Genomic DNA, 19,810 nt, shown 5'->3' with positions numbered 1-19,810 from the left:
CTGTCGTCAAGAATCCGTGGCGCGGGCCGCAGGGGGATGGCCCACGGCCCGCGCAGAGTGCCTGTCAGCAATAGCGGATCACTCCGCCGCAGGTTGCCAGGCAAAGCTCTGGAAGGGGGCATCCAGCGGGGTGTCAAACAGAGAATTGGTGAAATTCGACAGCACCTTTTGAGCATAGATCACCAAAAGATCCATCATCGCCTTGTTGTCGAAACCAGCCTTGTGAAAGCGCGCGATGGCAGTCTCACCGGGGTGGCCGTGGGTTTCACGCACCGCCAGGGTAAAACTGCGCAGAGCTTCCAGGCGGTCACTGGGCAGCGGCGTTTCGTTGCGCAGAGCTTCGATCACCGCGCTGTCGATTTTTTCGCCCTGGGCGATCATGGTATGGGCGGGCACGCAGTAGTGGCACTGGTTGGCAACATTGACGGTCAGCCAGATGACCGTGCGCTCTTCGGGGCTAAAGCCTGACGCATCGGCGAGGCGGTGCAGTTGGAAATAGCCCTCCAGCAGCGAGGGGCTTTCGGCCATGACGGCATAGAGGTTCGGAATCATACCATATGTTTTTATGGATTCTTCCAACAGAGGCTTTGCGGCCTGGGGGGCGGTGTCCAGAGTATGCAGGGTGGTCGGGGTCATAACAGCGGTCCTTTTGTCTGTGCCCGCCATAGCTAAGACGCCGTTTTCCGATGATAACCGGCAGAGGTCCACAGGGTCTGCGCACTAAAGAACCGAGCTCTCACGCTTGTGGTTTTGCGTGATCATAGCGTGTGGTGAAGTAGCAAGATGCGCGCACAACGATCATTCAATCTGTCTTGGCGCAGACAAATTGGACCACAGGGCGGGATCGGAGCCCTGCGGTGGCAAAGAACTGGCAGTTGTTAGGCCCCCCTGTGAGCGCCGGGTCAGATGGGAGGAAGCGGGATATTGCAATCGGCAGCATCCAGGGTCTTTACCGGATCTTCTGGCCCGCATTGCTCCCCCGAAATCGGGTAGGTTTCATGCGTTTTGTCGCAGGCGGCCAGCCCCAGCGCGGCAAGGGTGAATAACAAGGATAGAGTAGACTTGGGCATTGGTTGATCTCCTGTTGCATTCAACTCAGGGTAATTTTCAACGCAAAGGAGCTGCTTTGACCTGGGTCAAGAAGGCAAGCAGACGTGGGGTCAATCAGCGGCAGTAAGGGGCGACCGTTTCACGGCTGAATTTTGGCGCGCAACCCAAGCGAATAAAAAACCCGGCCAAAAGACCGGGTTCAACGCTTAGATTTTTCTAAGGGGGCGCTCAGCTGCCGCAGCGCTTTTCCGCATCCTCAATCGCGGCGGTGAAGCCAAGCAGGGAGAAGGAATCTTTGGTCTGGGTGCCCCGTGCAGACCGCGCCGTCAGGACGGCCCCAGCGCCGCGCTTCATGGCTGTGATGATTTTGGCATCATCGGCGGCTGTCGCTGGCCAGGCCCATTCACCCTCGGTGAAGAGCTCAAATTCTGTATCACCAATGGTCATGTTGACGGTTGAGCCAGGGGCAAAGGGATAGCCGCCGGTAAAAGTGACCTGACCCTTGCCGCCACTGTCGGGTCGGTAAAAGACAAACAGCTGGATTTCACTGCGGCGCACCGCGACCACGCGACCATCGCGGGTGTTGACGCTCTCCTTCGGGGCGGAAACCCCCCAGCATTCTTTTGGGCTGTCGCCCTGAAAAACGCTCCAATCCACATTTGCCCCAACACGATTGTCGGTTGTGGTTTGCTGCGCGGTTGCTGCTGTGGCCAATGTTGCCAGACATAGGCCCGCGACCATGCGAGCGAATTTCGATGCCATTTGTCCCGACTCCAAGACTGTCTTTACCTCAAGTGACCGAGAGCGGGCGGCGTTAAGACCGCCGTCTGTGCCTGATGCTCTCGCTTGCCATACACAAGCACACTAACGTAACAAGCGCTACGGGCGAAAGTGCGTTTGGCAGGAAATCGCCAAGAAAAGAGGCTTAAACGATGGTAAATCCAGTTCCTATGGCTGAAATCTGGCGCGGCTCTCTGTTGGAGAGCCTGCATCTGGGGCATGCTGTAATTTGCGACGAAGCTGGCCAGATTGTGCGCAGCTGGGGGGATCCGGAGGCGGTGATCTATCCGCGCAGCTCTGCCAAAATGATCCAGGCGCTGCCGCTGATCACATCCGGCGCGGCGGCCAAATACGGTCTGACCTCTGAACAGTTGGCTCTGGCCTGTGCCTCGCACAATGGTGCCCATATCCATACTGATCGGGTCAACAGCTGGCTGGCGCAGCTGGGGTTGTCGGATAGTGATTTTCGCTGTGGCTCACAGGAGCCTGCGGATCTGCCGGCGCGCGATGAATTGATCAAGACCGACAACAGCCCCTGTCAGGTCCACAACAATTGCTCGGGCAAACATGCGGGCTTTTTGACCCTGAACCAGCATCTTGGCGCGGGCTCGGAATATGTGGAGATCGACCATCCGGTGCAGCAGGCCTGCCTGACCGCCTTTGAAGAGGTGACAGGCATGGCGAGCCCCACCTATGGTATTGACGGCTGTTCGGCGCCGAATTTTGCCACCACGGTACGTGGGCTGGCGCGGGCGATGGGCTGGTTTGCCTCGGCGCATGAGCGCTCGGATCGCAGTTCCGAGGCGGCGGCGGCATTGACCTCTGCCATGGCCAGCCATCCGGACCTGGTGGCCGGTGAAACCCGCGCCTGTACCAATCTGATGCGTGCCATGGGCGGTAAAGTGGCGATCAAAACTGGGGCCGAAGCGGTGTTTGTCGCCATCATCCCCGAGAAGAAACTGGGTGTTGCCGTGAAAATCGTGGATGGGGCCACCCGGGCCAGCGAATGCGCGATTGCGTCCATTCTGGTGGGGCTGGGCGTGCTGGAGGCAGATCACCCGGAGACCCGCAAATACATGAATGCGCCGCTGCTGAACCGCCGCGGCATCGACTGCGGCGCGGTCCGTCCCAGTGCCGAGATGCTGTTCTGATCTCATCTGATCCGCCCTGCCCGCCGTTTGGCCGGGCAGGGTTCTCTGCGATCAGGCGGGGATGGACTACATCTCGACCAATTCTGCCACTTCGACAGAGCCATGGCCGCTGACCACCATCGGGCAACCCCGGGCCATGTCGCAGGCAGCGGCCTGATCCCGGGCTTCCACTACGGAATAGCCCGACAGAGGATTGGCGCCACCATCCTCGGCAATGCCGCCTTGGCTCACGGTTTTAGACAGGCCCACGGGATTACCTGGCACCACCAGGGCGGCGCCCATAGAGCCCATCCAGTTCTTCCAGGCCTCCATGACTGCTGCGCCTTCCTCGGCGTTTTCGGGGGTTTTGCCGCCGTGATAGGCAAAAATGAACTGTGGCATGATCGTCTCCCTTTTGGTTGAGTTTGCAGTGCTAGTGGATCTTTGAGGCGAGCTTGTTGAGGGTGGAGGTCCAGCCTTTGGCATGGCTTTCCGCCTGCTCGGAGTTGGGCAGATCGCGGTGATCAATTACCAGACGTGCGCCGCTGCCCGCTGCGGTGATGGTAAAGGTGACATGGCTTTCGGCCCCGCGTGCGCCGGTGTCGTCATGCCAGCCCCAGGTAAAGCCAACCGAGCGTGGCGGGGTGACATGGGTGACCTGACCCGACACATGGTATTCATTGCCTTCAGAGCCACGCATCCGGGCAAAATAGGGGCCGGGGCGGGTGAGGTCCAAGGCGTGATCATAGACATCAAGCCCCTCGGGCCCCCACCATTGCATCAGCTTGTCTGCCTGGGTCACCCAGGCAAAGAGCCGCTCGGGGCTAACCGGAAAACTGCGGTCCAATTGCAGATCGCTCAATACATCACTCATTCAAAATCCTCCGGGTCCATATCTTCACGTAGCGCGGCTTCCAGCCGGTCCAAGCTGCTGTCCCAAAAGGCCCGACGGGATTGGGTCCAATCCGCGATCAGCCGCAGGCTTTCAGGGCGTGCCGAATAAAGCCGTTTGGTGCCTTCGGCGCGCTGGGCAATCAGCCCGGCCTGGCGCAGCACCTTGAGATGGCGGGAAATCGCTGGTGCCGTGATGCTGGCATCACGCACCAGCGCACCAGCGGGCAGTTCGCCCTGTTGCATCAGCTGTTCGACAATTCCCATGCGGGTTTCATCGGCAAGGGCGGAAAAGGTTTTCAGCAGCGGTGTCATGAAACTTATATTAACCAAAAAGTTAATTAATGAAAGGGTTAAATAATAGCGGTGGAAACTTTTTAAAGTGAGGGGCTATCAATTTGAAATAGAACATTTTTTTATGACATCGCTCATCCGATCGTGCATTCTCTCTTGACGAAGCCTCTGTGAAAACCTAGGTCGCAATCAGCCGAAAACAGAGTAGCAGGGTGGTGATTCCTGCGCCAATCATCAGGTTGGTTCTGCTGGACCGCGGCGTGCCCTTAACTTTTCGAGGGGCGCGCTTGTGGTCCTCTGACGGGCTCCTTGTACGCATCCTCGAACAATTCGAAAGATGAGTACACGACATGACCCAAGCCCTGATCTGGTTTCTGAGCATTTTCTTCCTGATTGGCACCTTCACCAATGGCTATGGCCCGCAAACGATCCGCGAGGGATACGCCCGCTGGGGCTATCCAAGCTGGTTTCGCTATGTGACCGCACTGCTGGAATTGGCGGTGGCGTTGCTGCTTTTGTTCCCAGCGGGCATCGGCTGGGGCGCGATCCTGGGTATGGGGGTTATGGCAGCTGCACATCTGACCCTGCTGCACCATCGCGAAACCCTGCAGTCCATTGGCCCAGCAGTGGTTTTTGCTTTGCTTGCCCTTGTTCTGTGGCAGGTTGCATTGCCAAGCTGACAGTCCGCTATCCTTGGCAAGGGGTCCGGATCAACCGGATCCCTTACAGCATGTCCCAGATCAGCTTGAAGGCCAGCGACAGGGAGGTCAGCACCAACAGGGGTTTGATCAACCCGGCGCCTTTGGTCTGGGCCAGGGTGGCGCCAGCCTGTGCGCCGGCAATCTGCGCTACCCCCATGCAAAGCCCGGTGATCCACCAGGGCGTCGCCACCAGGGCAAAGGCGCAAAGCGCGCCGGCATTGGAGGCCAGATTGAGCAGTTTGGTATGGGCGGTGGCTTTGAGAATGCCGTAGCCTGCAAGCGAGACAAAGGCGAGCATGTAGAAACTGCCAGCCCCTGGCCCTAGTAACCCGTCGTAGGCACCGCAGAGCGGCACCATGGTCATGGCAAAGAGCGCTGGGCTCAGCCGGCGGGCGCGATCCTGATCGCCGAGACCTTTCTTGAAGGCAAAGAACAGAGCAATGGCGATGAGAAGAACAGGTAGGATCAACCGGATCCATCCCGTCGGCAGGATGGTGATCAGCAGGGCACCAATGATAGAGGCGACAAAGGCAATGAGCGCCGATCCTGCCTGCTCGCGCAGGTTGACATGGCCACCCTTGGCATAGGCGCGGGCCGCTGTGGCGGCGCCAAACAGACCCTGGATCTTGTTAGTTGCCAGTGCGGTTACCGGATTGGCACCGGCCAGCAAAAGCACTGGCACCGTGATCAAGCCACCACCACCGGCAACAGCATCGATGAACCCAGCAACAAAGCCCGCCGCCATCAAAAGCAGCAGGGTCTCAATTCCCACTTCTAGCATCTGGGATTATCCTTTGAACTGGTCGCGGCTATAGCCTTGGATATACAACAGCGCTGTCAGATCGCCGTGATTGATACGGATCTCGCATTGTGCCGCCACAGATGGCTTGGCATGCAGTGCCACGCCGGATCCGGCGCGCAGCAGCATCCCGAGATCATTGGCACCATCGCCCACAGCGATCACCTCTGCCTCACTGATGCCCAGCCGCGCGGTGATCTGCTCCAGCGCCGCCACCTTGGCCTCGCGGCCCAGGATCGGCAGGCCCGGCTTGCCGGTAAGCTTGCCATCTGCCACCAGCAATGTATTGGCCCGGTTTTCGTCAAAGCCCAGCTCTGCTGCGATACGTGCGGTGAAGGCGGTAAAACCGCCGGAGACCAGCGCGGTATAGGCGCCATCGGCCTTCATCGTTGCCAGGAGCTGAGGCCCGCCAGGCATCAGGGTAATGCGTGTGTCCAGCACCTGAGTGATCACCGTTTCGGGCAGATCTTTCAGCAGCGCGACGCGTTCGGTCAGGGCACCGTCAAAATCCAGCTCGCCGTTCATGGCGCGGGCAGTGATTTCTTTGACTCGGGGGCCAACACCTGCCTCTTCGGCCAACTCGTCAATGCATTCCTGCTGGATCATGGTGCTGTCCATATCCGCCAGCAGCATCTTCTTGCGCCGGTTGGCGGCCTCCTGCAGCACCAGGTCAACGCCCATGCTCTGCAGATCTTTCCAGACCTCCCACAGATTGTCGGGCTCCCGCTCGAGCGGGAATTCTGCCGCAATATCAGGGGCAAGCCAGCTGGCTTCGCCGCCACCCCAGGCATTGCGCAGCGAGTCGACCAAGGCAGGGTCTAGGCAGGGTTTGGCGGGGTCGCAAAGCAGGGTGACAATATACATGTGGCAGTTCCATCTGGCGCGTGGGTCGCGCTCTCATAGCCGGATGTGGGGGCGGGAGCCAGCCCCGTCCCAAGGTCTGTGGCCCTGATGCGACTAGAGGTCGCCGGTTTCCGACATCATCACCGCGATCCAGCGGGTGGTGGGGATCTCGGCCAGGATGATCATCACCATGGCCGTCAGTGGCACCGCCAGGATGGCGCCAGTCATGCCCCAAAGCGCTGTCCAGACCGCCAAAGCCAACAGCACGGTAAAGGGGCTGAGATTGACCGAGCGACCGAGGAATTTCGGCTCGATATAGTAGCCAACGGCCAGTTGCGGGATCATCAACAACACCAGGGCCATTCCAGCATGGGCAAAGGAGGTGAACTGGATCAGGCTCATGGTCACCGGAAAGACGACCGCAATGATCGAGCCGATATAGGGGATGTAGTTCAATAGTCCAATGATGATGGCCCAAAAGGCGGGGTGGTTGATACCCAGGGCTAACAAGAGAGCATAAGACACCAGGGCGAGGATCACATTGACCAGGGTCTTGGCCGCCAGATAGCTGCCAATTTTGTCATTGATCTGATGGGCCAGCGCCAGAGTGCGTTCGGCCTGAGCGGGATCCTTCACTGCGCTCAGGGTTTTTGCCGGCAGCCGGTCCAGCTCGGCCAGCAAAAACACAGCATAGAGCGTCGCGGTCAACAGGATTGAGCCGCCGTTGCTGATGGTGCTCAGCGCGATGGGCATTAGGGTGGTGGCATCGAGCATTTCGACCAGCTGCGCGCCCAGGTCGCCCCAGTTTGGGGTTTCCTTGATGCCCAATGCGGTCAGGAACCGCTCCTGTAGAATATCAAAGTTCTCGGCGTAATGCGGCAGCGCTGCCGACAGGGATGCAGCACTATTGGTGATGAACCCTGCCAGAATGGCAAAGCCAAGCGACATCAGCACCAAGGCCAGGATGCGGCGCCAGATGCGGGGCAGACGCCCGATCAGGGGCACCGGCACCAGGGCTTCGGCGGCGGTGGTCAAAATATAGACGGAAATCACCCCGACCAGCACCGGCAGCAGGATCGACTGCCCCGCCACCAAGAGCCAGCCCAGCATTAGCATCAAGGCCAGCGAGTAGGTCACCAGTGCCAATCTACCTGTCATCACCCGCTCCGAATCAAGATTTGCCACACCAGAAACCACAGCTGACCCATGCGGGCAATGGCGGCGGCGCGCTTCATTCTTTGTCAGGAAAGTTTCCTTTAGGCGTCAGCATGTGTCGCAAAATTTGGCCAAAGCGGCGCGGACTGGCGATTTTGACGCTTGCGCACCAGAGCATGGCCCCCTAGCTCTAGCGGCGGGACACCCTTCCCCAACGAAGGGCAGATATCTGTAAGGATAGCATTGATGGCTACTCAGCAACCGGCTACGCGGCCGGCCAATCCGCGTTTTTCTTCTGGCCCCTGTGCCAAACCCCCCACTTTTGATGTCACCAAACTCGCCGACGCCGCTCTGGGCCGCTCGCACCGTGCCGCCATCGGTAAGGACAAGCTGAAGGCCGCGATTGAAGGCACCCGCGAAATCCTGGGCATCCCCGCTGATTATCGTATTGGCATCGTGCCTGCCTCGGATACCGGCGCCGTTGAAATGGCGCTCTGGTCGCTGCTGGGCCAGCGCAAGGTCGAGATGCTGGCCTGGGAAAGCTTTGGTGCCGGTTGGGTCACCGATGTGGTGAAACAGCTGAAAATCGACGCCGAGGTGAAAACCGCAGATTACGGACAGCTCGTTGATCTGGCCTCTGTCGATTGCAACAACGATGTTGTCTTTACCTGGAACGGCACCACCGCTGGCGTGCGCGTTCCCAATGCGGATTGGATCGCCGACGACCGCGAGGGCCTGACCATCTGCGATGCCACCTCTGCAGCCTTTGCGATGGATCTGCCTTGGGACAAGCTGGATGTGACCACCTTCTCCTGGCAGAAGGTTTTGGGCGGTGAAGCGGCCCACGGTATCCTAGTCCTCAGCCCCCGTGCGGTGGAGCGTCTGGAAAGCTACACTCCGGCTTGGCCCCTGCCCAAGATCTTTCGCCTGACCAAAGGCGGCAAGCTCATTGAGGGGATCTTTACCGGTGCCACCATCAACACGCCTTCGATGCTGGCGGTTGAGGACTATCTGTTTGCGCTGGACTGGGCCCGTTCCGTTGGCGGCCTGAAAGGTCTCATCGCCCGTGCTGACGCCAATGCGCAAGCGGTGTTTGATTTCTGCGACGCCAACCCTTGGATCGCCAATCTGGCCGAGGATGATGCGACACGTTCGAACACCTCTGTCTGCCTGAAGTTCACTGATGACCGCATTCAGGATGGCGCTGCCTTTGCCAAGGCTGTGGCCAAACGTCTGGAAGCGGAAAACATCGCGCTGGACATTGGCGCCTATCGTGACGCGCCCGCCGGTCTGCGGATCTGGTGCGGTGGTACGGTTGAGACCGCCGATATCGCGTCCATGCTGCCCTGGCTCGCCTGGGCCTTTGAGGCCGAGATCGCCGCGCAAGGCTGATTGATTTCATTTCCGAGGCGATAGCCTCGGATCGCCCCCGACCCGCCCCCATGGGCGGGGGCGATTTGCCCCCACCCTCGGGCCGGGGGCGATCCACCAACTTACAGGCCGCAAGTGGCCCCCGTATAAAAGGACCAAACCCATGGCTCCCAAGGTACTCATCTCCGACAAACTCTCCGAAGCCGCCGTACAGATCTTCCGCGATCGTGGCATCGAGGTAGATTTCCAGCCTGACCTCGGCAAAGACAAAGACAAACTGGCCGAAGTGATTGGCCAGTATGATGGTCTCGCCATCCGTTCCGCCACCAAAGTGACGGAAAAGATCCTCGCCAATGCGACGAACCTCAAGGTCATCGCCCGCGCTGGTATCGGCACCGACAATATCGACAAAGAGGCCGCGTCGAAAAAGGGCGTGATCGTGATGAACACGCCTTTTGGCAATATGATCACCACCGCCGAACATGCGATTGCGATGATGTTTGCCGTGGCGCGTCAGATCCCCGAGGCCTCTGCCTCGACCCATGCGGGCAAATGGGAAAAGTCCAAATTCATGGGCACCGAACTGACCAATAAAACCCTGGGCGTCATTGGCGCCGGCAATATCGGTGGCATCGTCTGCGACCGTGCCCGCGGCCTCAAGATGAAGGTCGTGGCCTATGATCCCTTCCTGGGTCAGGAAAAGGCCGACAAGATGGGTGTTGAAAAGGTCGAGCTGGACGAGTTGCTGGCCCGCGCCGATTTCATCACCCTGCATGTGCCCTTTACCGATGCCACAGCCAATATCCTGAGCCGCGAAAACCTGGCTAAGACCAAGAAAGGCGTGCGCATCATCAACTGTGCCCGTGGCGGTCTGGTGGACGAAGAAGCCCTGGCCGAAGCCCTGCAATCGGGCCATGTCGCTGGTGCGGCCTTTGACGTGTTCTCTGAAGAACCCGCCAAGGAAAATGCCCTGTTCAACCTGCCCAACGTGGTCTGCACACCGCACCTTGGCGCCGCCACCACCGAGGCACAGGAAAACGTCGCCCTGCAGGTGGCAGAGCAGATGTCGAACTACCTGCTGACCGGTGCGGTTGAGAACGCGCTGAACATGCCCAGCGTCACCGCCGAAGAGGCCAAGGTCATGGGCCCCTGGATCAAGCTGGCCGATCATCTGGGTGCCTTTGTTGGCCAGATGACGGATGAGCCGATCAAGGCGATCAACATCCTCTATGATGGTGTGGCCGCGGACATGAACCTCGACGCGCTGAACTGCGCTGTTGTGGCCGGCATCATGAAAAAGGTGAATCCGGATGTGAATATGGTCTCCGCCCCCGTTGTGGCCAAAGAGCGTGGCATCCAGATCTCCACCACCAACCAGGACAAATCCGGCGCCTTTGATGGCTATATCAAGGTGACGGCCGTGACTGAAAAGCGCGAGCGTTCGGTTGGTGGAACGGTGTTCTCGGATGGTAAGCCCCGGTTTATCCAGATCAAAGGCATCAATATCGACGCCGAGGTGGGTGCCCATATGCTCTACACCACCAACAACGATGTGCCCGGCATCATTGGTGCGCTGGGCCAGACCATGGGCGAGCATGGCGTCAATATCGCCAACTTCACCCTGGGTCGCGCCGAAGCTGGTGGCGAAGCCATTGCCCTGCTCTATGTGGACGCCGCCGTGCCGGCCGAGGTTCGTGCCAAGCTGGCCGAAACCGATCTGTTCAACCAGATCAAACCGCTGCAGTTCGACGTGGTCTGATCACGGCTGACGCGAAAACGAAAAAGCCGTCGGAGGGAAACCCCGGCGGCTTTTTCTGACCCAATACTATCGGCGGGATGGAGTCCTCTGCTGCCTAGGCAAAGACATTGAAAGTGTCATTGTGTTGGACGACCTAGGTCGCTGTCGAGGCTTCTGCCGGGGCGGCGCTCGTGGCGGCAAACCGAAGGTCGCATCAGGGCAAGCACCGCTCTGTGGGGCAAATCCTTTGCCCCTGCAGAGCCTATGCCCTTGTGATGAAGGACGGCTTGGGTCATCAATTGCGCAAATGATCCAAGGAGATGCCTCATGACCCAACCGATCTATGCCATTGGAGACATTCATGGCCAGCTTGGGATGCTCGAGCAGGCGCTGGCGCGGATCGAGGCGGATGGCGGGCCGGAGGCTCGGGTGGTTTTCCTCGGTGATTATGTCGATCGCGGCCCGGACTCGCGCGGGGTGATCGAGCTGTTGTCGAAAGGCTTGGATGAGGGGCGCAATTGGACCTGTCTACTGGGCAATCACGACCGGATGTTCTCCATGTTCATGGAGGACTACCCGCGCAATGATGCGCGGCTGCTGGTGGGCTATCACTGGCTGCATGACCGTATCGGCGGGGTGGAGACGCTGCAATCCTATGGTGTTGAGGTGCCCGAGGGTATCCGCATCTATGAGCTGCACGCCAAGGCACGGCAGGCGGTGCCCGAGGAGCATTGTGCCTTTTTGAACGCGCTGCCCGACTATCATCAGGCGGGAGAACTGCTGTTTGTGCATGCCGGCATTCGCCCCGGCGTGACGCTGCAGGATCAGAGCCAGGATGATAAGATCTGGATCCGCCAGGAGTTTCTGAAAGATCGGACCGAACATCCCTGGCTGGTGGTGCATGGCCATACTCAAATCCCGGCACCGCAGCATTATGGCAATCGGATCAACCTGGATTCCGGCGCCGGCTTTGGGCGCTCTCTGACGACAGCCGTATTTGAGGGGAAACAGTGCTGGGTCTTGGCGGATACTGGGCGCGTGCCACTCTTGCCGGAAACGGCCTGATCGAAATATCTGATGAAACGCATAAATTTTCCATTTGTGCGCAGTTTGAACATATTCAGTAAAGGAATTCCGTGTAGTATGACCGGGTGATCGGCGACCCGGTTACGAGTGATTGTGGGGTATGATTTCTCTACCTGTTAGATATGTCGCCGATCATGGCTTTACTCCGCGGAGTCTCTGTCTCAAACACCTCAGCCCGCTCTAGGGCAATGCGCTCCAATCCAGCACCACCTTGCCGCTATTGCCCGATTTCATGGCAGCAAAGCCCGTGGCAAAGTCGTCAACGTCAAACCGGTGGGTGATGACCGCGCTCACATCCAACCCGTTTTGCAGCATGGCGATCATCTTGTACCAGGTCTCAAAGATCTCGCGGCCATAGACGCCTTTGATGGTCAGGGCCTTAAAAACGATGCGGCTCCAGTCGACCGGGGATTTGCCAGGTGGGATGCCCAGCAGGGCAATGCGCCCGCCCATCACCAGAGCCTCGACCATCTGATCCAGTGCCATCTGGTTGCCCGACATTTCCAGCCCAACGTCAAAGCCCTGTGTCATTCCCAACCCGTGGATCACATCCTTCAGATCCTCCTCAGCGACATTGACCGGGCGGACATCTGCCACCTGTGCCGCCAGCTCCAGCCGACCGGGGTTCACATCGGTGATGGCCACATGGCGGGCGCCAACATGGCGCGCCACCGCTGCGGCCATAATGCCGATGGGACCAGCCCCGGTGATCAGCACGTCCTCCCCCACCAGATCAAAGCTCAGCGCGGTATGCACGGCATTGCCCAATGGGTCGAGAATGGCGCCGATATCATCCGGGATTTCATCCGGCAGTGGCACCACGTTAAAGGCAGGCAGTGCCAGATATTGCGCAAAGGCCCCCTGCTCGTTGACGCCGATACCGCGGGTTTCGGGATCCAGATGGAACTTGCCTGCGCGGCTTTGGCGCGAGTGGTGCCCAATCAGATGGCCCTCGCCCGAGCAGCGCTGACCGATCTGCAAATCGGTGACATTGCGCCCCAGTTCGACAATCTCGCCAGCGAACTCATGTCCGGTGATCAGTGGCACAGGCACGGTTTTCTGTGCCCAGTCATCCCAGTTCCAGATATGGACATCGGTACCGCAGATGCCGGTTTTATTGATCTTGATCAGCACCTCATCCGGGCCAATTTCCGGCACTGGCGCCTGCGCCATCCACAGGCCTTCGCGCGCATGGCTCTTTTCCAGCGCCTTCATGGTGTTGGGTCGTGGTGCAACCGAACTCATGAGATCACCCCCAACCCGCGCCCGACTTTGCCAAAGGCCGCAAGCGCGCGGGTCAGCTCCTCGCGGGTCAGGGCGGCATTCATCTGGGTGCGGATGCGGGCCTGGCCGCGCGGCACCACCGGGAAGAAAAAGCCAGAGACATAGACGCCTTCGTCAAACAGGGCTGTGGCCATGTCCTGCGCCAGCTGAGCCTCGCCCAGCATCACCGGCACGATGGGGTGTTCGCCGGGAAGCAGGTCAAAGCCCAGCTCTTCCAGCCCGGCGCGCCAGAACTTGGTGTTTTCAAACAGCTGCTGGCGCAGGGCACCGCCTTCTTCGACAAGGCGGATGGCCTCGAGCCCGGCAGCAACGATGGAGGGCGGCAGCGAATTGGAGAACAAATAGGGCCGCGCCCGCTGCCGCAGCAGGTCGATCACTGGCTGCGGCCCGGCGATGTAACCGCCGATGGCCCCCCCAAGTGCTTTGCCCAAAGTCCCGGTGAGGATATCCACATCCACCCCAAAATGATCCGGCGTACCTGCGCCATTTGGCCCCATAAAGCCGGTGGCATGGCAATCATCCACCATGACCACGGCGTCGTATTTGTCAGCGAGAGCACGGATCTCCGGAAGTTTCGCCAGATAGCCATCCATCGAGAACACCCCATCGGTGGCGATCATGATATGACGCGCACCATCCTCGCGCGCCTGTTTAAGCCAGGCTTCCAGGTCGTTCATATCGCTGTTGAGGTAGCGGTAGCGTTTGGCCTTGCACAGGCGCACGCCGTCGATAATGGACGCATGATTCAGACTGTCCGAGATAATGGCGTCCTCTGGCCCCAGGAGGGGCTCGAACAGCCCACCATTGGCGTCAAAACAGGCCGCAAACAGGATGGCGTCATCTTTGTTCAAAAACTTGGCCAGACGCTGCTCCAGCTCTCGGTGAATATCCTGGGTGCCGCAGATAAAGCGGACCGAGGCCATGCCGAAGCCCTTGTCATCCATGACGCCTCGCGCGGCTGCGATCAGATCGGGGTGATCCGCCAGGCCAAGGTAGTTGTTGGCACAAAGGTTGATGACCTCTCGGTCGCCAACGGTGATCTCGCCCCCTTGTGGGGAGGTGATCATTCGTTCCCGCTTATAGAGCCCATCGGCCTCGATCTGGGTGAGCGTCTCAGAGATGTCGTTCAGAAATGCAGTGCTCATGGCGGGAAACTCCTTATCCGTGGAATCGTATCTATCATAACGGATAGAATTCCCAAATAGGAGATTTCACTATCTCGGAAAAAAATCCGTGAAGGTGGAATTGGAGCTCGGAGGGAAGCGCCCTCCCGTGGGGAGGGCGCATTTGCCCCCTAGCCAGTTTTACTGAAGCTTCGATATTGGCAAAGTCTTGGCCAAAACCATTGTTTGCAACGCCCTCCGGGACGGGCGCGGCCCTAATCTCAGTTGATCTCAGGCATTCTTCACAATCAAAAACACCCGTGCCGCCCCACCCGGCGCGGTGATTGCATGGCTCACGTCGGCAGCATAGCGGGCGGTATCGCCGGCTTGCAGATGATCCCTGGCACTACCAGAGGTGACCTCGATCTCGCCTTCCAGCACCGTCAGCTGTTCCATGGCACCGCGGGTATGGGGCTGGCTGGTCAGGGAACCGCCTTTGTCGAACCGGATGTCATAGACCTCGTGCCCGCCGGCCTCTTCTGGTGGCGACAGGATGCGGATGCGGCAGCCTTCACCGATGTTCTCGATCTTGGGCACATCGACGGCGCGCAGAACCTCGATCCGGTCCTGCATGTCGCCAGCCTCTAGCAAACCGGCAAAATCCACCTGCAGTGCGCGGGTGAGGTTCCACAGGGTGGCAATGGTCGGAGAGCTTTCACCGCGTTCAATCTGGCTCACCATTGAGCGGCTGACGCCGGAGAGATTGGCCACCGCCTCGAGGCTGAGCCCCTGGGCACGGCGCGCCTCTTTCAGGCGGGCGGGGAGCAATGTCAGGATTTCGTCTGTGTTTTCCGTCATAACAGATGTCCTGCGTGTTATGGGACAATTTGTCAATGACGGGACGTCCCAAGGGCGCGGGGGCAGACAGGGAGATGCTGCAGCTGCATAATACGGGCAACTGACTCATGAGGAGAGAGATCATGACTGATATCGTCATTCTGGACGGTGCCCGCACCGCAATTGGCACCTTTGGTGGCGCCTTGGCCAATACTGCCCCTATCGATCTGGCGACTGTGGCCTCTAAGGCCGCGATGGAGCGTTCCGGTGTTGACCCGGAGCAGATTGGTCATGTGGTCTTTGGTCATGTGATCAACACCGAGCCGCGCGACATGTATCTGTCCCGCGTGGCGGCGATGCAGGCCGGTGTGCCACATGGGACCCCCGCGATGAATGTGAACCGGCTCTGTGGGTCTGGGGCCCAGGCGCTGGTGTCGGGCATTCAGACGCTGATGCTGGGGGATGCGGATTATGCGCTGACCGGTGGTGCCGAGAACATGTCGCGCAGCCCCTTCATCATGCAGCAGCAGCGCTGGGGCGCCAAGATGGGCGATGTTAAATCGCTGGACATGATGCTGGGCGCGCTGAACTGTCCCTTTGGCACGGGTCATATGGGGGTGACAGCGGAAAACGTGGCGGATGAGCACGAGATCACCCGCGAACAGATGGATGAATTTGCCCTGGCCAGCCAGACCCGAGCGGCAGCAGCGATCGAGGCGGGTTACTTCAAAAGCCAGATCACACCCGTCGAGGTGAAGGTCAAACGCGACATGGTGCCTTTTGAAGTGGATGAGCACCCCAAGGGCACCTCGATGGAGGCGCTGGGTGGTCTGCGGGCTGTTTTCAAGAAAGACGGACGGGTCACTGCGGGCAATGCCAGCGGCATCAATGATGGGGCGGCCGCCCTGGTGATGGCGCGGGCCGAGGCGGCGGAGAAGGCCGGTCTAAAGCCCAAGGCACGGGTGCTGGGCTATGCCCATGCGGGTGTTCGGCCAGAGGTCATGGGTATTGGTCCGGTGCCCGCGGTGCAGAACCTCTTGGCCAAGACCGGGCTCAAGGCGAGCGATTTCGACGTGGTCGAAAGCAACGAGGCCTTTGCTTCACAGGCGCTGGCGGTGAACAAGGAGCTGGGTCTGGATCCGGCCAAGGTGAATCCCAATGGCGGCGCAATTGCGCTGGGCCATCCGGTGGGCGCCACTGGTGCGATCATTACGCTGAAGGCGCTGTATGAACTGGAGCGCATCGGCGGCAAGCGCGGGTTGATCACCATGTGTATTGGGGGTGGCCAGGGTATCGCCCTGGCGATTGAGCGTCTCTGAAGACAGGGGGTAGGGGAGGGGCTTTGCCCCAAAGCGTTCGATAAAAGAGGGGCGTTGCCCCTCTGGCCCTTTGGGCCATTCACCCCAGAATATTTATGGAAAGATGATATAGGGGGCGGTGTTTGACGGCCCCCTTTTGTGTTTGTCAGAAGATCTGGACCAACAAGAGTGTTGCCAGGGCTCCGGCCACAGCGCCCAAGAGGGCAGCGCTTCGGCGTCCCAGTGGGGTCTTATCACTGGATGGGGGCTGCGACTGGGCGATCAGCGCCTGTTCCATCAGCGCAGGCAGGCGCGGGCCAAAGCGGGCCAGAACCTTGGCGGTTTGCAGCAGGTCCGAGGCCACGGCGCGGGGGCCGATGCTCTTCTTGATGTAGTCCTCAACCACCGGATGGGCGACTTCCCAGATGTTGATCTTTGGGTCCAGTGAGCGGGCGACGCCTTCGACCACCACCATGGTGCGTTGCAGCAGGATCAGCTCGGTGCGGGTTTCCATGCCAAAACGTTCGGTGACTTCAAAGAGGTAGTTCAAGAGGTTGCCCATCGAGATATGGCTGGCATCCATGCCAAAGATCGGCTCGCCTACAGCACGGATGGCGCGGGCAAATTCATCGACATCGCGGTCGGCAGGGACATAGCCAGCCTCAAAATGCACCTCGGCGACGCGTTTGTAATCGCGCTTGATGAAGCCAAAGAGGATCTCGGCATAGACGCGACGTGTGTATTCGTCGATATGGCCCATGATGCCAAAATCATAGGCAATGATATCGCCGTTTGCGGCGACCTTCATATTGCCCTGATGCATGTCAGCGTGGAAATACCCGTCGCGCAGGGCATGATTGAGAAAGAGCGACAGCACCCGTTCGCCTAGGATGCGGCGATCATGGCCTGCGGCGTCCAGTGCGGCGTTGTCACCAATGGCGGTGCCATCAGCCCAGCCCATTGTCATCACCCGGCGGGCCGAGAGCTCCCAGCGAATTTGCGGCAGCTGGAAGCCGGCATCTCCTGTGGTATTGGCAGCAAACTCCGAAGCTGCGGCGCTTTCGAGACGCAGGTCCAGTTCGCCCTGCACCACACCGTCAAAATGTTCGATCACATCCATGGGACGTAGACGGCGGGCGCCAGGGGCAAAGAGATCAACAATGCGGGCAGCGAAATAGAAGGCATCAACATCTTTGTTGAAGGCGCGTTCAATGCCAGGGCGCAGGACCTTGACCGCGACGTCTTCGCCGGTTTCCGCCAGCCGGGCCCGATGCACCTGGGCGATGGAGGCCGCGGCGATGGGCTCGCTGAACTCGGAGAAGAGCTCGGAGACCGGGCGACCCAGCTCGCGCTCAACCTCGGCCATGGCTTCGGCGCGGGAGAAGGGGGGCAGCTGATCCTGCAACACCCGCAGCTGCTGTGCCATATCCTCGCCCACCACATCGGGGCGGGTCGAGAGCACCTGACCGAATTTGATATAGGCGGGCCCCAGCGCCGTCAGCGCCCGGGTGGCGGGGGGCATATCAGGGTCGCCCTTGTAGCCCAGCCACTGAAAGGGCCAGCCCAGGGTATAGGCCAGAGCGCGCAAGGGGGCCGGGGCGTCAAATGCATCCAACACCACATTCATGGCGCCAGTGCGCACCATGGTGGCACCGGTGCGGATCAGGCGGATGATATTATGGGGACCACGCATTATTTAGATTTTCCAGCCGGAATGCAGCGCCGCGATCCCCAGCGAGAGGTTGCGGTATTTGGCATTGGCAAAGCCTGCGGTTTTTACCATCTCCAAGAAGGTGTCCTGATCGGGGAAGTTGCGGATCGATTCCACCAGATACTGGTAGCTGTCGTAGTCATCGGCAATGAGTTTTCCCATACGTGGGATCACGTTGAAACTGTAGAGATCATAGAGTTTCTGCATGCCGTCATTGGGCAGCTGCGAGAACTCCAGCACCATCAGGCGGCCACCGGGTTTCAGCACGCGATAGGCCTCGTTCAGGGCTTCTTGTGGGCGGGTGACGTTCCGGATGCCAAAGGAGATAGTGTAGACGTCGAATGTATTGTCCTTGAAGGGCAGGGCCATGGCATCGCCGGTGACCCAATCCAGGCTCTCAGCCATCTGCTCAGCCTCGGCCCGTTTGCGGCCTTCCTCCAGCATTGGCGCGGTCAGATCCAGCACGGTGGAATGGCCGTGGCCGGCGCGCTTGAGGAACCGAAAAGAGATATCGCCCGTCCCACCGGCCACATCCAGCAAGCGTTGACCGGGGCGTGGCGCCAGCCAGTCCATCATTGCGTCTTTCCAGACCCGGTGAATCCCCATGCTCATCACGTCATTCATGATGTCATATTTGGAGGCCACGGAATTGAACACGCCCTGAACCCGGCCTGCTTTTTCATGCTCGGGGACGGTTTCAAAACCAAAATGGGTGGTGCTGTCTGATCTGTCTGCCATGGGGACTTGCCGTTTTTTGATGATCGCCCCACTTATAGGGCCTTGGAGGGCAGGCACAATGCGGCCCATATGTCACTGTCATGTGAGGAGTCCTGTAATGCCTGAACTGCCCGAGGTCGAGACCGTGATGCGGGGATTGCAGCCCTCGATGGAGGGCGCAGTGATTGCACAGGCGCAGGTGAACCGGCCTGATCTGCGCTGGCCCTTCCCGGAGCGCATGGCGGAGCGGCTGACGGGCGCGCGTGTGACGGCACTGCGGCGCCGCTCAAAGTATATCCTGGCAGAGTTGGACCGGGGTGAGACGCTGCTGGTGCACCTGGGCATGTCGGGGCGGATGACGGTTTCGGGCGATCCCCTGGGGCAATTTGTGCATGAACATCCGCAGGCGGAGAAACATGACCATGTGGTCTTTGACATGGAGAATGGCGCGCGAGTGACATTTAACGATCCGCGCCGCTTTGGTGCCATGGATTTGATCAAAACCGCCGGGTTGGCGGAGCATAAGCTGCTAAAGGTTCTGGGGCCGGAACCGCTGGGCAATGACTTTCATGAAGACCACCTGATTGCTGCCTTCAAGGGTAAGAATTCACCGGTGAAATCGGCGCTTCTGGATCAGGGAATCATCGCCGGCCTCGGCAATATCTACGTTTGCGAGGCGCTTTTTCGTGCCGGCATTTCACCAAAACGCAAGGCGGGGCAACTGTCAGCAGCGCGGGTTTCCGCCCTGGTTCCGATCATTCGAAAGGTGCTGGAGGATGCGATTCTGGCGGGCGGTTCTTCGCTCAAGGATTTCCGACAAGCCAATGGTGAACTTGGATATTTTCAGCACAGCTTTGATACGTATGGGCGCGAGGGAGAACCTTGTCGCCGTGAGGGCTGCGACGGCACTATTGCGAGAATCACCCAGTCCGGGCGATCCTCTTTCTACTGTGGCAAGTGCCAAAGATAGCTTGAATGCGATGTTTGTCGTGGTAATGACTCGGTTCTGAACGGAACAATGA

21 protein-coding genes are annotated in these 19,810 nt (G+C 59.4%); 7 read left to right on the top strand and 14 right to left on the bottom strand.

All coding sequences use genetic code 11. The annotated features are described in order from the left end of the window. Positions 1–78: 78 nt before the first annotated feature. From AN476_RS00580 to AN476_RS00575, 3 genes are all read right to left on the bottom strand, one after another. Positions 79–636 (bottom strand): carboxymuconolactone decarboxylase family protein, encoded by a 558-nt coding sequence (locus AN476_RS00580; protein ID WP_054458886.1) that lies wholly within the window; start codon positions 634–636, stop codon positions 79–81. 266 nt (positions 637–902) lie between these two features. Then, positions 903–1,070, bottom strand: a complete 168-nt coding sequence (locus AN476_RS23020) for a hypothetical protein (protein ID WP_172684781.1) — start codon at positions 1,068–1,070, stop codon at positions 903–905. 208 nt (positions 1,071–1,278) lie between these two features. Beyond that, complete coding sequence (locus AN476_RS00575) at positions 1,279–1,812, bottom strand: invasion associated locus B family protein (protein ID WP_054458512.1); 534 nt, start codon at positions 1,810–1,812, stop codon at positions 1,279–1,281. A gap of 170 nt (positions 1,813–1,982) precedes the next feature. Here AN476_RS00575 and AN476_RS00570 point away from each other — a divergent pair, with 170 nt between their 5' ends. Beyond that, positions 1,983–2,981, top strand: a complete 999-nt coding sequence (locus AN476_RS00570; RefSeq protein WP_054458510.1) for an asparaginase — start codon at positions 1,983–1,985, stop codon at positions 2,979–2,981. A 66-nt stretch (positions 2,982–3,047) separates the two neighbouring features. On the opposite strand, the gene AN476_RS00565 is transcribed toward AN476_RS00570, so the two are convergent. The 3 genes from AN476_RS00565 to AN476_RS00555 are packed head-to-tail and all read right to left on the bottom strand — an operon-like array spanning position 3,048 to position 4,166. Further along, positions 3,048–3,362: a YciI family protein gene (locus AN476_RS00565; RefSeq protein ID WP_054458508.1), complete on the bottom strand. Its 315-nt coding sequence runs from the start codon at positions 3,360–3,362 to the stop codon at positions 3,048–3,050. A 31-nt stretch (positions 3,363–3,393) separates the two neighbouring features. Further along, entirely contained in the window at positions 3,394–3,834 is a 441-nt protein-coding gene (locus AN476_RS00560; protein WP_253279807.1) for an SRPBCC domain-containing protein, read from the bottom strand. Beyond that, on the bottom strand, positions 3,831–4,166 hold the full coding sequence (locus tag AN476_RS00555; protein WP_054458505.1) for a helix-turn-helix transcriptional regulator: 336 nt from the start codon (positions 4,164–4,166) through the stop codon (positions 3,831–3,833). The genes AN476_RS00560 and AN476_RS00555 overlap by 4 nt, the downstream gene beginning before the upstream one ends. Positions 4,167–4,495: 329 nt before the next feature. Here AN476_RS00555 and AN476_RS00550 point away from each other — a divergent pair, with 329 nt between their 5' ends. Beyond that, entirely contained in the window at positions 4,496–4,825 is a 330-nt protein-coding gene (locus tag AN476_RS00550) for a DoxX family protein (RefSeq protein ID WP_054458502.1), read from the top strand. Between the two features lie 43 nt (positions 4,826–4,868). On the opposite strand, the gene AN476_RS00545 is transcribed toward AN476_RS00550, so the two are convergent. From AN476_RS00545 to AN476_RS00535, 3 genes are all read right to left on the bottom strand, one after another. After that, positions 4,869–5,627 carry a TSUP family transporter gene (locus tag AN476_RS00545; RefSeq protein ID WP_054458500.1) on the bottom strand — a complete coding sequence of 253 codons (759 nt, stop codon included), beginning with the start codon at positions 5,625–5,627 and terminating at the stop codon, positions 4,869–4,871. A 6-nt stretch (positions 5,628–5,633) separates the two neighbouring features. Beyond that, complete coding sequence (serB, locus tag AN476_RS00540) at positions 5,634–6,509, bottom strand: phosphoserine phosphatase SerB (RefSeq protein ID WP_054458498.1); 876 nt, start codon at positions 6,507–6,509, stop codon at positions 5,634–5,636. Between the two features lie 93 nt (positions 6,510–6,602). Then, the gene (locus AN476_RS00535) at positions 6,603–7,646 is read right to left on the bottom strand and encodes an AI-2E family transporter (RefSeq protein WP_157063654.1); all 1,044 of its coding nucleotides are present in this window, start codon (positions 7,644–7,646) and stop codon (positions 6,603–6,605) included. A gap of 243 nt (positions 7,647–7,889) precedes the next feature. On the opposite strand from AN476_RS00535, the gene AN476_RS00530 reads away from it, so the two are divergent. The 3 genes from AN476_RS00530 to AN476_RS00520 all read left to right on the top strand — a co-directional run bounded on the left by AN476_RS00530 (position 7,890) and on the right by AN476_RS00520 (position 11,817). Further along, entirely contained in the window at positions 7,890–9,035 is a 1,146-nt protein-coding gene (locus AN476_RS00530; RefSeq protein ID WP_054458495.1) for a phosphoserine transaminase, read from the top strand. 142 nt (positions 9,036–9,177) lie between these two features. Further along, a complete protein-coding gene (gene serA / locus AN476_RS00525) occupies positions 9,178–10,773 on the top strand; it encodes a phosphoglycerate dehydrogenase (protein ID WP_054458493.1) in 1,596 nt (531 codons plus the stop codon). Positions 10,774–11,079: 306 nt separating this feature from the next. Continuing rightward, on the top strand, positions 11,080–11,817 hold the full coding sequence (locus AN476_RS00520; RefSeq protein ID WP_054458491.1) for a metallophosphoesterase family protein: 738 nt from the start codon (positions 11,080–11,082) through the stop codon (positions 11,815–11,817). Between the two features lie 201 nt (positions 11,818–12,018). Here AN476_RS00520 and tdh read toward each other — a convergent pair whose 3' ends face one another. The 3 genes from tdh to AN476_RS00505 form a co-directional block, all read right to left on the bottom strand. Further along, positions 12,019–13,083, bottom strand: a complete 1,065-nt coding sequence (gene tdh, locus AN476_RS00515; RefSeq protein WP_054458488.1) for an L-threonine 3-dehydrogenase — start codon at positions 13,081–13,083, stop codon at positions 12,019–12,021. Continuing rightward, positions 13,080–14,267: a glycine C-acetyltransferase gene (locus AN476_RS00510; protein ID WP_054458485.1), complete on the bottom strand. Its 1,188-nt coding sequence runs from the start codon at positions 14,265–14,267 to the stop codon at positions 13,080–13,082. Before AN476_RS00510 ends, tdh begins: the two co-directional genes overlap by 4 nt. 249 nt (positions 14,268–14,516) lie before the next feature. Further along, positions 14,517–15,083: a helix-turn-helix domain-containing protein gene (locus AN476_RS00505; RefSeq protein WP_054458483.1), complete on the bottom strand. Its 567-nt coding sequence runs from the start codon at positions 15,081–15,083 to the stop codon at positions 14,517–14,519. 122 nt (positions 15,084–15,205) lie between these two features. Here AN476_RS00505 and AN476_RS00500 point away from each other — a divergent pair, with 122 nt between their 5' ends. Then, entirely contained in the window at positions 15,206–16,381 is a 1,176-nt protein-coding gene (locus AN476_RS00500) for an acetyl-CoA C-acyltransferase family protein (RefSeq protein WP_054458481.1), read from the top strand. A 145-nt stretch (positions 16,382–16,526) separates the two neighbouring features. Here AN476_RS00500 and ubiB read toward each other — a convergent pair whose 3' ends face one another. Then, a complete protein-coding gene (gene ubiB / locus AN476_RS00495) occupies positions 16,527–18,053 on the bottom strand; it encodes a 2-polyprenylphenol 6-hydroxylase (RefSeq protein ID WP_054458479.1) in 1,527 nt (508 codons plus the stop codon). A gap of 3 nt (positions 18,054–18,056) precedes the next feature. After that, positions 18,057–18,809 carry a bifunctional demethylmenaquinone methyltransferase/2-methoxy-6-polyprenyl-1,4-benzoquinol methylase UbiE gene (gene ubiE, locus AN476_RS00490; RefSeq protein WP_054458881.1) on the bottom strand — a complete coding sequence of 251 codons (753 nt, stop codon included), beginning with the start codon at positions 18,807–18,809 and terminating at the stop codon, positions 18,057–18,059. A gap of 97 nt (positions 18,810–18,906) precedes the next feature. Here ubiE and mutM point away from each other — a divergent pair, with 97 nt between their 5' ends. Further along, complete coding sequence (mutM, locus tag AN476_RS00485) at positions 18,907–19,758, top strand: bifunctional DNA-formamidopyrimidine glycosylase/DNA-(apurinic or apyrimidinic site) lyase (protein ID WP_054458477.1); 852 nt, start codon at positions 18,907–18,909, stop codon at positions 19,756–19,758. Positions 19,759–19,810: the final 52 nt, after the last annotated feature.

Origin of the sequence: Phaeobacter sp. 11ANDIMAR09 (genome assembly GCF_001294455.1) — a bacterium.
Lineage (GTDB): Bacteria > Pseudomonadota > Alphaproteobacteria > Rhodobacterales > Rhodobacteraceae > Pseudophaeobacter.
This window is presented reverse-complemented; position numbering and strand designations above follow the sequence as displayed.